The organism is Amycolatopsis sp. NPDC059235 (assembly GCF_042754125.1).
In the GTDB taxonomy this organism is placed as follows: Bacteria; Actinomycetota; Actinomycetes; order Mycobacteriales; family Pseudonocardiaceae; genus Amycolatopsis; species Amycolatopsis albidoflava.
The window spans coordinates 1-13818 of record NZ_JBHZAG010000102.1; the positions used below are offsets into that span (position 1 = coordinate 1).

Here is a 13818-nt window from a genome sequence, read left to right on the forward strand (position 1 = left end):
AGACGCACACCCGACCCGATGATCACCATCGCCACGCCGCTACCACAGCCGACACACCGAACCGAACACCAGGTTCCACAACACCCTCTGAGGGAATCAGAGTCCCTCAGGGTTCCCCTCACGGACTTTCACCGCGTGCCCGGCGCAGTCTCAGCTGACCCGCTCCGCCGGTTCCCGCTTCTTCGCGAGCATCCGCCGGAACCCCTCGGCCACCACCTTCGCCGTATCCTTCCCGTGGTCGGCGGTGATCCGCTTGACCATCTCCGCGGACTCAGCGGCGACCTCCTCGCTGCGCGCGAACATCCGTTCCTCGTGCAGGGTCAGCGCGGTCTCGACGTCGCCCGGATGCGCGGCGAGCAGTTCGGCGAGGTCGGAGCCGTCGAGCATGGCCAGGTTCGCGCCTTCCCCGTTCGGGCCCTGCAGGTGGGCCGCGTCGCCGATCAGCGTCACGCCCGGGGTCCGCTCCCACCGGTGCACGCCCGGCAGCCGATAGTGCCGGCGCAGGATCGGCGCGGTGTCGCCGCCGGAGATCAGCTCGCGGAGTTCCGGGGCCCAGCCGTCGAACTCGGCCTCGATCCGGGCGAGAGCGGCCGGGGTGTCGAGGCCTTCGAGTGCGTCGAACCATTCCTGCGGTTTGTTCAGCATCGCGTAGGTGTGCAGCGCGTCGCGTTCGCGGTGCACCATGATGCGCCGGTCCGGCCCCGGCGCGCCCATTCCGCCGCCGCCCACGACCTTCGCGGCCGCCGGGTGCCGGGTTTCGGCGTCGTAGAGGTACGTCTCGACGAACGCGAGGCCCATGTACTCCGGCACTGCGTCGGACAGCAGCGGCCGCACCCGCGACCACGCGCCGTCCGCGCCGACCAGCAGCTTCGCGACGACCGAACCGCCGTCGGCGAAGGCAACCTCATGTCCGTCGGCGACCGTGCGGACGTTGCTGACCTTCCTGCCCCACTGGACGGTGCCGTCCGGGAGCGAGTCGAGCAGCATCTGCCGGAGCTCGCCGCGCAGCAGTTCAGGACGGCCGCCGGTGCCGTCGTCGGGATGGTCCAGCAGGACGGTGCCGTCGGGGTCGATGATCCGCATCTGCTGGCGGCCTTCGAGGATCAGTTCGCGGAACTCGTCCATGAGACCGGCGGCCTCGACGGCGATCTGGCCGTTGTAATCGTGAATGTCGAGCAGTCCGCCCTGGGACCGCGACATCGGCGACGACTCGGCCTCGTAGACCGTGGCCGGGATCCCGTGCAGGTACAGGACCCGGGCGAGGGTCAGTCCGCCGAGGCCGGCGCCGATGATGGTGACTGGAGTCTGCATTGTTCTCCCCTGTGAGCTGGTGACCGCTGAAGAGTGGCGGCGTCGGCTGGCACCGGCCGCACACTCCGCTGGCAGTCCGCTGCCAGGCGCTGACAGCTAGTCAGGGTCTGGGATCCGAGACAGAATCATCCGGCGGCTACTTGGCCGGCAGGCCCGCGCTGACGTTGAGTTCGTCCAGCGCATTCACCGAAGATCCGCGGGAGGGCACGTGGCGGCCACATTGGAGCGACGCTCGATCGACCCGGTGCCCGAGTCCGAGCGGCACGGGCACCCGCGCAGCCTGTTCACCCTGTGGTTCGCCGCGAACACGCAGATCACCTCGGCGGTCACCGGCGCGCTGACGGTGCTGGTCGGCGTGCATCCGCTGTGGGCGATCGTCGCGGTCGTGCTCGGCAACGCGCTCGGCGGCGTTCCGATGGCGCTGCACGCCGCGCAGGGGCCGAAGCTCGGCATCCCGCAGATGATCCAGTCGCGCGCGCAGTTCGGCGTGTACGGCGCGGCGCTCCCGCTGGTGCTCGTCGTGGTGATGTACCTCGGCTATTTCGCGAGCGGTTCGCTGCTCGGCGGCCAGGCGGTCGCCCAGATCACGCATCTGCCGACGGACGCCGCGATTGCCGTCTACGCACTCGCCTCGGCGCTGATCGCGATCGTCGGGTACCGGCTGATCCACCGGTTCGGCTGGCTCGCGTCCGCGCTGTCCGTGGTCGTCTTCCTCTACCTGACGATCCGGCTGGTCAGCGGGCACGACCTCGGCGCGGTGCTCGCCGCGCCGCACCTGGACTTCCCGAAGTTCCTGCTGGCGATCTCGCTGACCGCGTCGTGGCAGCTCACTTTCGGCCCGTACGTCGCCGACACGTCGCGCTACCTGCCGTCGGCGACCTCGGTGCGCGCGACGTTCTGGTGGACGTACGGCGGCACGGTGCTCGGCGCGGTGTGGGCGATGTCCTTCGGTGCGATGGCGTACGCCATTGCCGGGAAAGCGTTCAAGGGCCACGAAGTCGCGTACGTCGTCGGTCTCGGTGGCGAAGCACTGTTGATCCCGCTGTTGCTGGCTATCGCGCTCGGCAAGTTCACGGTGAACGTACTGAACATCTACGGCGGCTACATGACCGTCGCGACCGCACTGACCGGCTTCGGCCGCCGCGCGGCGCTTTCGCAGGCCACGCGGATCGGCTACATCGCGGGTGTCGGCGTGGTCGGCGCGGTGATCGCCATCCTCGGCCGCGGGCAGTTCCTGTCGAACTTCGTGCTCTTCCTCGACTTCCTGCTGTACTTCCTCACGCCGTGGAGTTCGATCAACCTGGTCGACTTTTACCTGCTGCGCAAGGAGAAGTACGACCTGGCGGCGCTCTACGACCCGAATGGCCGCTATGGCCGATGGGCTTGGCCCGCGCTGACTGCTTACGTGCTGGGGATCGCGGTGCAGATTCCGTTCGCCAACGTGGAGGGCATTTTTGTTGGGCCGATCGCGCCGCTGCTCGGTGGTGCGGACATTTCGTGGCTGCTGGGGTTGATCGTGCCTGGCGCGTTGTATGTGGCGTTTATGCGTCGGTCGGCCGCACTTCGAGCGTGACTGTGCGGGCCGGGGTCGCGCCTTGATCCGCGCTCGAGATCGCGAACGCGGTCAACGGCAATCCGCTCGCTCCGGCCAGCAATCGGGCCGCGGAGGACGCACGAGCCAAGGAGACTGTCGAGCCGCCACTTGACGGGCCGCCGGGGACAGCGACGCCATGGCCGATCACGGTTACGCGCACGGATCGTCCTTTGAGGACGTTCGCCCATTCTGTCAACGCCGTTTGCCCAGCCTCGTTCGGAGTTGTCGCGTTAGGACTGAACAGACTGCGGTCGAAGCTGACGGTGACCGCATCGGCTCCCGCCTTCGCAACAACTCCCGGTGCGGCCAAAGACTTCGCCAACTGGTTCAGGCGCTCCTGTCGTTCCTCAGCCGCAGCGGCATCGCGGGATTCCTCGCCGTGCAGGCGATCCACCTCAGCGCGGAGACCGTCATCGGACTTGGCCGCCATGGCCACCGGAGCAGGAGGCGGCTGACGCGTCGTCATGACCACCCCGCCCGCGATCGCGCCGCCGATCAGGACCACGGCCCCGGCAGTCAGCAGATACCGGCGGATCGGCCGGTGCCGTAACCGTCCGGAATGGACTTTCGCGATCACCCGGCGTCCTGCCTCCGCCGCGGAATTGTCCGGCTGCAAGGCAAGCACAGCCGCCCAGGCCGCATCAGCCGCGGCGAGATCGCCGGTTTGCGCGTGCACGCGCGCCAGTAGATCGAGCCGGGCGGGGTCGCCCGCTGAGTCTGGCTCCAGAAGTGCGACGGCCGCTTCGTAATCGCCGCGACGGGCGAGGTCGGCACCTTCGGCGAGGACGAGTTCCCGTTCCAGCGCCTGAGAAAGCCCGCTCATTCGCGCTCCCCGCGAAGAATGCCGCCGCCCGGCTGACCCGGCCGGTCATTCGGAAGCAACCGACGCAACCGGCGGTTGACGTCCGGCAGCGCGGCCCAGTTCGACGTCGCCACCACGTGTTCGCCCTCGCGGATCAGCTCCCGCGCGCGAGCCGGATCGGACATCGTGTCGCGCGACGCCCGCAGCGCGTTGAATACCTCGAGATCCAGCGAACCGTCCCGGCGCAGCAGCAACACCTGCAGGTCCAGCGCCCGATCGGACAACCGCTCGCCCGCCTCGGTGTCGTGCGATTCGGCGATCGCCGCGTACCGGCGTTCGATCTCGGCCAACTCGGTCCGGTCCTCGTCCGCCCCGACCCGGTCGACCAGCTCGCGGCAGTGGTCGATCTGGTCCCGCAGCCGTTCCAGCACCTCGGGAACGCGCAGCTCCGCTTCGATGTCGTCGAGATCGGCCTGCACGTCGCGCATCCGCCGTTCCGCGGCGACCGCGGCCCCCTCGTCGGCGCCGCCGGAGCGCACCTCGTCCCGGACCGCCGCCACACTGCCCTGCTCGTCCAGCCGGTTCAGCAGCCCGCGTGCCCGGTCCGAACGCGTCCTTACGACCTCACTCCGCACCTGTTCGTGGCGCGCCTCCAGTTCGTTCAGCAGCCGCCGCAGCGTCTGCGGGTCCGGCACATGCTGCTGTTTAAGGTCGATGACCGCCTCGAACTCGTTGTCCAGCAAGGGAACCTCGGCGACCACGGACACCTGCCGCGAATCGTCCATTTCAAAGGTCATCACAACTTCGCTGCCGCGCGGCAGATCGAACCGCACGTCCTTGGCGCGAATCTCGATTACGCCCACCTGCTGGTTGCGCTCGCCGCGACGGCGTTCGCCTTCCGCGACCGGGATCCGGATCACCGAGGACGTGTTGCCGCGCTGCAGCGTCGCCGTGGTGAAGAATGTCTGCCGCTTCGCGGCCGGCAGCGGCGCGTTTTTCATCAGCATCGGAGTGAAGGAACCGTCGGCCTCGGTCAGGCCGACTGTGTTGACCACGGTCTGGCCCATCATTTCGTTGAGCTGGTGGGTGATCGTGAGCGAGTCCGGCTGTACTGGAACGCGCGCGCCGGTCGGGTCGAGCAATTCGATCTCGAAGCGATTCGTGCTCAGCTCGTCGAGCACGACGTCGACAGTGAAAGTGCCGTCAGCGGAAAGGGAAACCTCGGACGTTCGGTAGACCGGCCTGCGCTGCGGGGCGCTGAGCGCGATCCGGAACCGCGACCAGTCGGCTGAGCCGTCCGTCGAACAGCGGCCGGAAACCGGCAGGGTCGGCAGGCTTGTGGTGGCCGGATAGGACAGTTCCAGGGAGTATTCCCCGCGCTTTGCCGGGCGTACCGCGCGCGGGCGCGCCACTGTTCCGGCGTAGGCGGCCGCACCGCGTGCCACCACCGTGCTCGGGTCCTGGCTGTGGTCGAGCGGAATGCCGAGACCGGCCGACGGATCGGCCAGCAGTTCACGCAACCCAGGCGCGAGGGTCGGACCGCCGACCAGCAGCAGCCGGTCGATGTCCGCCGGACGCAAATTCGCCGACTCCAGCGCGGATCGGCACAACTGCACCGCGCGCAGGTAAAACGGTCGCGCCGCTTGATCGACCTCCTCGCGGCGCACGACGTACTCGAACATCTCCTCCTGGCCGTCGCCTCGGTCGAGGTCGAGCATCACCTGGGTCTGTTCCGCTTGGGAGAGCTGGATTTTCGCCGTCTCGGCGGCGCTGCGCAGCCGCGCGAAGTTCCGCCGCCAACGCGGATTCTCCCGGGTGAAATCACTGAGGCCGAGTTGCCGGGCCGCCTCTGGCGCGAGTATCTGGTCCAGTACGGCCTGGTCGATGTTCCGGCCGCCGAGGTGGGTGTCGCCCGCGTGGTGCAGCACGCTCAATTCCCCTTCGACAGTGCTGACCACCGCGGAGTCGAACGTTCCGCCGCCGAAGTCGAACACCATCCAGTGCGCGCCTTTGCTTTCGTTCTGGAAGCCGAACGCGAACGCCGCCGCCGTCGGTTCCTGCAGCAGCGGGCAATTCCCGGTGAACCCGGCCAGTTTCGCGGCTTCCTGCGTCGCCTCGGTCTGGTTGAGCAGGAACGCCGCGGGCACGGTGATCACCGCCGCATCCGGCATTTCCCGTGGAACGACGGAACTTCGCAGCGACCGCAGCACTTCCGCGGACAGTTCCACCGGCGTCATGCTGAACCCGGCCTTCGGGAATTCGCGGCGCGCGTCCGGCAATCCCATGGCCTGCTTGAATTCGATCTGCACGCTTTCCGGATCGTCCTCAAGCCTTCGCCGTGCTCCGGCGCCGACTTCGAGCACGCCGCGCCGGCGGCTCCAGACCGCGGACGGCGTGTAATCCATCTGCGCGTTGTTCTTGATCACCGCCACCGCACCGTCCTCCAGCACCGCGATCGCGCTGTTCGTGGTGCCGAGGTCGATCCCGAAATCGATCGTGTCACGCATCCGCTTCCCCGTTCCCCCGGGCGGCCGGGCGCCCGACGATGACCTGTCCCATCTGGATCCGGCGGCCGGTCAGGTAAATCGACGGCCGCACGGTTTCCACCACCCGCTCGACGTCCAGGTCCGGTTCGTCCTGGAACAGCAGCACCTCGAGCGCCATCCCCGAGCCGAAGGGAATCCGGTCGTGGTCCTGCACCAGCACCCCCGCCGCGTCGAGCGCGTCCTGGCTCGCGCTGAGGAACCGGCCCGCCTGCCGCGCGACCCGGTCCTCGACCCCGGCGAGCTTGCGGCGCGCCCGCCACAACGCCGTCGCCGCCTCCGCCAAGTCCGATTCGGACAGTGGCGACGCACTGTCCTTATCGGTCAACACCGCGGAGAGCTGTTCCAGCGCGTCACGAAGCCGAGCGCGCTCCTCCTCGCGCAGGCCAGGTTCAGCGATCCGGAATTCCTTGTGCTGCTTGCGTTGCCGCGCTTCTTCGCCCCGCCGGTCTCGCATCACAAGCCCCTCTGCACCCGAACGAACGGGGCGACGTACACCAGCACCACCGCCACGACAACGGCAAGCCACTGCGGCACCTCAATCAGACTGAGCACCGGATAAACCCCCAAGTCCAGCCCCAGCAGGGCCGGATACCGCCCCGAGGTCGTCCAAGGCCGAGCCGCCACAAAGCAATTCATCAACGCCCCGGCAACCGCGCCGGGAAAGACGAAGGCCAAAATCGCGTCCTGCGGAAGCTTCAGGACCAGGAACACCGCCGCCGCCACCGCGTGCAGCAACGCGCCGGCGATCCGGGCCGCCGACGGCTCCCGCTCCGGAGGACGGCTGGGCACGTACGCCGTGGCAGCGATCTCGTTGCGCGCCACAGCTTCCAACGTCTCCGGATCGCGGCTGCACCGCCGAGCGACCGCGAACACCTCCCGCACCAGCCCCGTCCCGCCTCCCGCGTCCGCCAGCGCGACCCCGATATTGTTCGCCACCACTGCGATCGACTCCGAAAGCGACGCCGTACGCCGGAATTCCGCCCTCGGCACGACCTCTTCGAGCCGGTCGAACAATGGCTGGGTCTCCTCGACAGCCCGCCAAGCGGCGGCCTCGGCCCGGTTCCCGTCCAGCTCGCCGCGCAAATCCTTGAGCAACGACTCGGCCCGCCGATACGTCCCGTCGGCAATAGCCGCACGCGCGTCCTCGACGGCATGCCGATCAGCCCCGAACACCGCGAGATACCCGGTGAACCGCCGCGGCTCCGCCGACCGGGCAGCCACTTCGATCAACGGCGCGAGCAAAGCGTCCGGCAAGGCGAGCCGCATCCCATCCACAGTGGATTCGTCCAGCCGCCGGTCGCCCAGCTTTTCGACGCGGTGATTCAGATGCCGCCAGAACGATTCGCTCCGCAGGACCGCTCCCCAGCACCGACCGGCTTCGGTCCACAATGGAGTGGGGTGGTCGTCGGTGCGGTCGGCTTCCGCGTCGAGGGCTGCCGCGTAGGCGGCGACCGCGTTGTCGTGCTTCTGGTGCAGTTGGAGCGGACACCCGCAGTCGGTGGGCAGGCCCCAGGTCCAGAAGACTTCGTCGACGAGCCGGTGTTCGGCGTTGCCGAGCGCGTCGAAGGCCGCCCGCACCTCGTCGACGGTCGCGTCCGCGGGCACCCCGTCCGGTGTCGCGCCGCCGACTTCGAGCACCCCTAGGACTCGAAGGCGCCGTTCCCGCACCTCCCGCCGCGTCGCGGTCGCGGTGAGCCCGACGATCCGGAAGGGATTGCGGCGGTACAGCTCGGGCGTCGCCACCTCCCGCACCCGCGCCGCGGCGGCCCGGCCGCGCCCCTCGTTCGCTCCCATGCCGGGGAAGGTAAGGCGAGGCGGCTGGGAGGGGTCCCGGAAGAGCCGGGCTAGCTGGACTCGCGGACGACCAGCGAAACCGGCAAGATCTGCGCGCCCGGCGCGACGTCCTCGCCGTCCAGCAGCCGCATCAGCGTCGAGACCATCGCGTGGACCTGTTCGCGCGGATCCTGGTGCACCGAGGTCAACGGTGGCGTCATGGCCGGGGCCAGCGCGGCGTTGTCGTCGAAGCTGACCACCGCGACGTCGCCGGGCACGTCGCGTCCAGCGTCCGACAGCGTGCGCAGCGCGCCGACCGCCATCATGTCGCTGCCGACGAACACCGCATCGAGATCCGGTACCCGCTCCAGCAGTGCGGCCATCGCCTTCGCGCCTCCGGCCAGCGTGAAGTCGGCCTCCTCGGACAACCCGACCGGGTCGATCCCGGCGTCCACGAGCGTCTTGCGCCAGCCGGCGAGCCGGTCGATCGGCGCGCCCTGGTCCTGCGGGCCCGCGATGGTCGCGATCCGTCGGCGGCCGGATTCCACCAGGTGCGTCACCGCTTGCCGGGCACCGCCCTCGTTGTCGAAGTCCACCAGGTGCACGCCCCGGCGCAGATCAGCGGCCTGCCCGCCGAACACGGTGGGCAGCTTCAGCAGCCGCAACGCCCGCGGCAGCGGATCGGCGCGATGCGGAGCGAAGACGAGGACGCCGTCGACGTGCCCGCCCTCCAGAAACCGCACGGTGCGGCCGAGATCTTCGCGGGTGTCGCTGAAGAGCAGCACCATCTGGCAGCCGACGTCGGCCAGTTCCCGGTAGCCCGCGCGCATCACCGCGGTCCGGTACGGGTCGTCGAGCAGCCGCGCTTCCGGCTCCGACAGCACGACCGCGATCGCGCCGGTCCGCCGGGTGACGAGCGAGCGCGCGGCCTGATTCGGCGAATACCCGAGGTCCCGCGCCGCGGCCAGCACCTTCTCGCGCGAGCGCGCGCTGACGTACGCGTCGTCGTTCAACGCGCGCGACGCGGTGGACCGCGAAACCCCGGCGAACGCCGCGACGTCCTCCAGCGTCGGCCGCTCGTCCTCGGACCGAGGCGCCACTTCGCCCACCCCCTGACTGTCGGTCGGGCCAGCTTAACGGCGGCCGACCGGGAGCGCTCCCGGAGACTCCGGCCTTGACATCCCTCGTTACCTGCAACACACTCGTGCGGCATCTGGGAGCGCTCCCAGAATGACTTCCAAGGGGTTGACGACGGTGACAACGTTCCGGAAGGGCCTGGTGCTGGCACTGGGCATCACGATGACCGCGGTGAGCGCCGCGGCCTGCGGCGGCGGCGACGGAGATGTGCCCGCGGCGGCCGGGCCGAACGAGCATGTGGAGCTGACGCTCGCGACGTTCACGGAGTTCGGCTACGAGGCGCTGATCCCGGAGTACGAGCGGCTGCACCCGAACATCAAGATCACCCACCGCAAAACCGGGCAGGGCGGCCCATACGCCCAGGACATGATGACTAAGCTCGCCGCCGGCTCCGGCCTCGCCGACGTGCAGGCCGTCGAGGAAGGCCACCTGTCGGACATCCTCAGCAAGTCCTCGAAGTTCAACGACCTGAGCAAGATCGGGCCGTCGAGCGTTCAGCCGGACCGCTGGCTTTCGTGGAAATACGACGCGGGCAAAGACAAGAACGGCAAGCTGATCGGCTACGGCACGGACATCGGCCCGCTCGCCATGTGCTACCGCAAGGACCTGCTCGCCGCGGCCGGGCTGCCCAGCGACCCGGAGGCGGTGAAGCCGCTGTTCGCCACCTGGGACAGCTATTTCGCCGCAGGCACCCATTACACCGCCAAAACTGGCAAAGCGTGGTTCGACTCGGCGGCGCAGAACTTCAACTCCATGGTCAACCAGCTGCCGGTCGGCTACCTCGACACCAGCGACAAGCTCACCGTGGAAAACAACCAGGGCATCAAGGACGCCTGGGCGAAGGTGACCGACGCGGTCGCGAAAGGCGAATCGGCGAAGCTCACCGCGTTCAGCAACGAATGGAATTCCGGGTTCAAGCAGAGCGCGTTCGCCACGAAGGCTTGTCCGGCATGGATGCTCGGGGTGATCAAGGAACAGGCCGGGCCGGACAACGCGGGCAAATGGGCGGTCACCGCGGCCTTTCCCGGCGGAGGCGGCAACTGGGGCGGCTCGTACCTGACCGTGCCGACGCAGAGCAAACACCCGCGCGAGGCCGCTGAACTCGCCGCCTGGCTCACCGCGCCGGAGCAGCAAATCAAGGCGTTCGAGGCCAAGGGCAACTTCCCGAGCCAGGCGAAGGCACTGGAGAGCCCGCAGCTGTTGAACGCGACCGACGCGTACTTCGGCGGCGCGAAGATCGGCGAATTGTTTGCCGAGCAGGCGAAGAAGGTGTCGAAGCCGCAGTACAAGGGCCCGAACGACGGCCAGATCCAGGAAAACGTCTCCAGCCCGGCCCTGCAGTCGGTCGAACAGGGCGCTTCGGCCGCGGACAGCTGGCAGCGGCTGGTCGACGGCGCGAAGAAACTCACCCGCTGACGATGACTGTCACCGACAAGACCGCTCCGGAACGCCGGGCCACGACGCGGCAGCACGCTGCGGCGCGGCCCGGCCTGCGGGACCGGCTGGCTCGCTGGGATGTCAAAGTCTCGCCGTATCTCTATGTGGCGCCGTTCTTCATCGTGTTCGCCATCGTGGGCATGTTCCCGTTGCTGTACACCGCGTACGTGTCGTTGTTTTCCTGGAAAGCCGGAGACGACAACCCGGACTTCATCGGACTCGACAACTTCAAGGAACTGTTCTCGGACACGCAGTTCTGGCACGCGCTGGAAAACACGGTCAGCATCTTCCTGTTGTCCAGCGTGCCTCAGCTGATCATCGCGGTGCTGCTCGCCGCGGTGCTCACGCTGCGGTTGCGCGGCGCGACCAGCTGGCGGGTCGGCATTCTGCTTCCCTACGCGGCAAGCCTGGTGGCGCTCGGGATCATTTTCGCCAACCTGTTCGGCCCGCGGTACGGGCTCGTCAACGGCGTGCTCCAGACACTCGGACTGGCCCCAGTGGACTGGCAGGCCAACCGGTTCGCCAGCCACGTCGCCATCGCGATCATGGTGAACTGGCGATGGACCGGCTACAACGCGCTGATCGTTCTCGCCGCCATGCAAGCCATTCCGAAGGAATTGCACGAGGCCGCGCTGATCGACGGCGCGGGCACCGTACGCCGCTTCACCCACGTGACGTTGCCGCTGCTCAAACCCACGCTGATCTTCGTCACCATCACCTCGACGATCGGCGGGCTGCAGATTTTCACTGAGCCCAAGCTGTTCGACGCGATGCCCGGGTCGAACAACGGCGGTTCCACCCACCAGTTCCAGACCGTGACGCTGTATCTGTACCAGACCGCTTTCGAGAATTTCAATCTCGGATACGCGTCCGCGATCGCCTGGGTGCTTTTCCTGATCATCGTCGTGATCGCGCTGATCAACTACTTCGTCACCGGGCGGCTCGCAGGGAGGCGTAGATGAGCGTCCAAATGAGTCTGCGGGCGCGCGCGGCCCAGCTCGGCAAGCCACGCAAGGCGACCTACGGCGTGCTGATCGTGTTCGTGCTCGGCTCGCTGTTCCCGTTCTACTGGTCGTTTCTCGTGGCCAGCCGCGACAACGGAATGCTCACCGAACGGATCCCTCCGCTGCTGCCCGGCGGCAACTTCTTCGCCAACGCGGCCCGGGTTTTCGACACCGTGCCGTTCTGGCGGGCGCTCGGCAACAGCGTCCTCGTGTCCGGCACGGTCACGCTCACCACGGTGCTGTTCTCGTCGCTCGCCGGATTCGCCTTCGCCAAACTGCGCTTCCGCGGCCGCAACGGCTTGTTCGTGTTCATCGTGGTGACGCTCGCGGTGCCGACCCAGCTCGGCATCATCCCGCTGTTCATCGCGATGTCGAAACTCGGCTGGGCGGGCGGACTGCAGTCGGTGATCGTGCCGAATCTGGTCACCGCGTTCGGCGTGTTCTGGATGCGACAGTACACAGTGGACGCTTTGCCGTACGAGCTGATCGAAGCCGCGCGCGTGGACGGGTGCAGCATGATCCGGGTCTTCTGGAACGTGTGCCTTCCCGCCGTCCGCCCAGCCGCCGCGATCCTCGCCATGTTCACGTTCATGACGTCCTGGAACGATTTCCTGTGGCCGCTGGTGGTGCTCGACGCGGGCAATCCGACCGTCCAGGTGGCGCTGGAGAAACTGCAGAGCGGCTACTACGTCGACTACTCGCTGGTGCTCGCCGGCACCACGCTGGCCACGATTCCGATCCTCATCGTCTTTCTCCTGCTCGGCCGCCAGATCGTGGCCGGGATCATGCAAGGCGCCGTGAAAGGGTGACCATGTCCGCACAGCCGATCCCCGACGTGCTCGCGTTCCCGGACGCGTTCGTCTGGGGCGCCGCCACGGCGGCCTTCCAGGTCGAGGGTTCGACCACAGTGGACGGACGCGAGGCGTCCGTCTGGGACACCTTCGCCGCACGACCGGGCGCGGTCGCGGGCGGCGACACCGGCGACCCGGCGGCCGACCACTACCGCCGCTACGCCGAGGACGTGGAGCTGATGCGCTCGCTCGGACTCACCGCGTACCGGTTTTCCCTTTCCTGGCCGCGAATCCTGCCGCACGGCAAGCCGGAGGCGCGCGGGCTGGAGTTCTACGACCGGCTCGTGGACCAGTTGCTGGCGGCGGGCATCCAGCCCTGGGCGACGCTGTATCACTGGGATCTTCCGCAGTCGCTGGAGGACCGCGGCGGCTGGACCGCGCGTGACACGGCTTACCGGTTCGCCGAGTACGCCGAGACCGTCGCAGCGCGGCTCGGCGACCGCGTGGCGAGCTGGTCGACGCTGAACGAACCGTGGTGCGCGGCAATGCTCGGCTACGGCTCGGGCGTCCACGCGCCTGGCCGGACGTCCCCGGAAGGTGCGGTAGCCGCGGCGCATCACCTGCTGCTGGGGCATGGGCTGGCGATGGACGTGCTCCGGCAGCACACCAGCTCCCCGTCTGGGATCACGCTCAACCTGTACCCGGTCGTCGCGGACTCGGACGACACCGAAGACACCGACGCCGTCCGCCGGATCGACGGACTGCAGAACCGGCTGTTCCTCGACCCGCTGCTGCGCGGCGGCTATCCCGCCGACCTGCGCGAGGACCTGGCCCGATTCGGTTTCGACGCCGTGGTGCGCGACGGCGACGAGGCGGTGGTCGGGAAGCCGATCGATTGGCTGGGCGTCAACTACTACCGCGGCTACCGGGTGGCCGGTTCGGCACGGGCGGGAAGCAAGCCGGCGAGCCGGGAATGGCCGGGAGCCGACCAGGTGCACTTCGTCCCGGACCTGGCCGCGCCGCGCACGGCTTCCGGCTGGGAAGTACAACCCTCCGGGCTGACGGAATCGCTGCTGCAGGTGCATCGGGATTACCCGCCGGTACCGTTGTACGTCACCGAAAACGGCGCGGCGTACCCGGACGTGCTCCGCGACGGCGAGGTTTCCGACGACGATCGTGTCGCTTTTCTCGACGCGCATCTGCGGGCTTCGCACGACGCGCTAGCCCGCGGAGTGGATCTGCGCGGGTATTTCTACTGGTCGTTGCTCGACAATTTCGAATGGGCGGAGGGGTACGCGAAACGCTTCGGTCTGGTGCACGTCGACTACCGCACCCAGCGGCGTACGCCGAAGCGCAGCGCGCGGTGGTATGCGGAGGTGATCGCGCGCAATGCGCTGAGGTGACCTACTCCCGGGTTTACTCG

The 13818-nt window shown here is 68.3% G+C and carries 11 protein-coding genes; 5 read left to right on the forward strand and 6 right to left on the reverse strand.

Annotated elements, in window-relative coordinates:
* Positions 1–150: 150 nt before the first annotated feature.
* Positions 151–1311: an FAD-dependent oxidoreductase gene (locus tag ACFXI3_RS40370; RefSeq protein WP_378406895.1), complete on the reverse strand. Its 1161-nt coding sequence runs from the start codon at positions 1309–1311 to the stop codon at positions 151–153.
* A gap of 208 nt (positions 1312–1519) precedes the next feature.
* On the opposite strand from ACFXI3_RS40370, the gene ACFXI3_RS40375 reads away from it, so the two are divergent.
* Complete coding sequence (locus tag ACFXI3_RS40375; RefSeq protein WP_344279921.1) at positions 1520–2884, forward strand: cytosine permease; 1365 nt, start codon at positions 1520–1522, stop codon at positions 2882–2884.
* Here ACFXI3_RS40375 and ACFXI3_RS40380 read toward each other — a convergent pair.
* From ACFXI3_RS40380 to ACFXI3_RS40400, 5 genes are read right to left on the reverse strand one after another with little or no spacing between them, the layout of a single operon-like run.
* Positions 2853–3728, reverse strand: coding sequence for a hypothetical protein (locus ACFXI3_RS40380; RefSeq protein WP_378406897.1), 876 nt, complete (start codon positions 3726–3728; stop codon positions 2853–2855). The genes ACFXI3_RS40375 and ACFXI3_RS40380 overlap by 32 nt on opposite strands.
* Positions 3725–6214 carry an Hsp70 family protein gene (locus tag ACFXI3_RS40385; protein ID WP_378406899.1) on the reverse strand — a complete coding sequence of 830 codons (2490 nt, stop codon included), beginning with the start codon at positions 6212–6214 and terminating at the stop codon, positions 3725–3727. The genes ACFXI3_RS40380 and ACFXI3_RS40385 overlap by 4 nt, the downstream gene beginning before the upstream one ends.
* The gene (locus tag ACFXI3_RS40390; RefSeq protein WP_344279930.1) at positions 6207–6707 is read right to left on the reverse strand and encodes a hypothetical protein; all 501 of its coding nucleotides are present in this window, start codon (positions 6705–6707) and stop codon (positions 6207–6209) included. Before ACFXI3_RS40390 ends, ACFXI3_RS40385 begins: the two co-directional genes overlap by 8 nt.
* Entirely contained in the window at positions 6707–8047 is a 1341-nt protein-coding gene (locus ACFXI3_RS40395) for a hypothetical protein (RefSeq protein ID WP_378406902.1), read from the reverse strand. Before ACFXI3_RS40395 ends, ACFXI3_RS40390 begins: the two co-directional genes overlap by 1 nt.
* 50 nt (positions 8048–8097) lie before the next feature.
* Entirely contained in the window at positions 8098–9126 is a 1029-nt protein-coding gene (locus ACFXI3_RS40400) for a LacI family DNA-binding transcriptional regulator (RefSeq protein ID WP_378406936.1), read from the reverse strand.
* Positions 9127–9256: 130 nt separating this feature from the next.
* On the opposite strand from ACFXI3_RS40400, the gene ACFXI3_RS40405 reads away from it, so the two are divergent.
* The 4 genes from ACFXI3_RS40405 to ACFXI3_RS40420 are packed head-to-tail and all read left to right on the forward strand — an operon-like array spanning position 9257 to position 13798.
* A complete protein-coding gene (locus ACFXI3_RS40405) occupies positions 9257–10579 on the forward strand; it encodes an ABC transporter substrate-binding protein (RefSeq protein ID WP_378406904.1) in 1323 nt (440 codons plus the stop codon).
* Positions 10580–10581: 2 nt separating this feature from the next.
* Complete coding sequence (locus ACFXI3_RS40410) at positions 10582–11562, forward strand: carbohydrate ABC transporter permease (RefSeq protein WP_378406906.1); 981 nt, start codon at positions 10582–10584, stop codon at positions 11560–11562.
* Positions 11563–11570: 8 nt separating this feature from the next.
* Entirely contained in the window at positions 11571–12413 is an 843-nt protein-coding gene (locus ACFXI3_RS40415; RefSeq protein WP_378406938.1) for a carbohydrate ABC transporter permease, read from the forward strand.
* 2 nt (positions 12414–12415) lie between these two features.
* Positions 12416–13798 carry a GH1 family beta-glucosidase gene (locus ACFXI3_RS40420; protein ID WP_378406908.1) on the forward strand — a complete coding sequence of 461 codons (1383 nt, stop codon included), beginning with the start codon at positions 12416–12418 and terminating at the stop codon, positions 13796–13798.
* Positions 13799–13818: the final 20 nt, after the last annotated feature.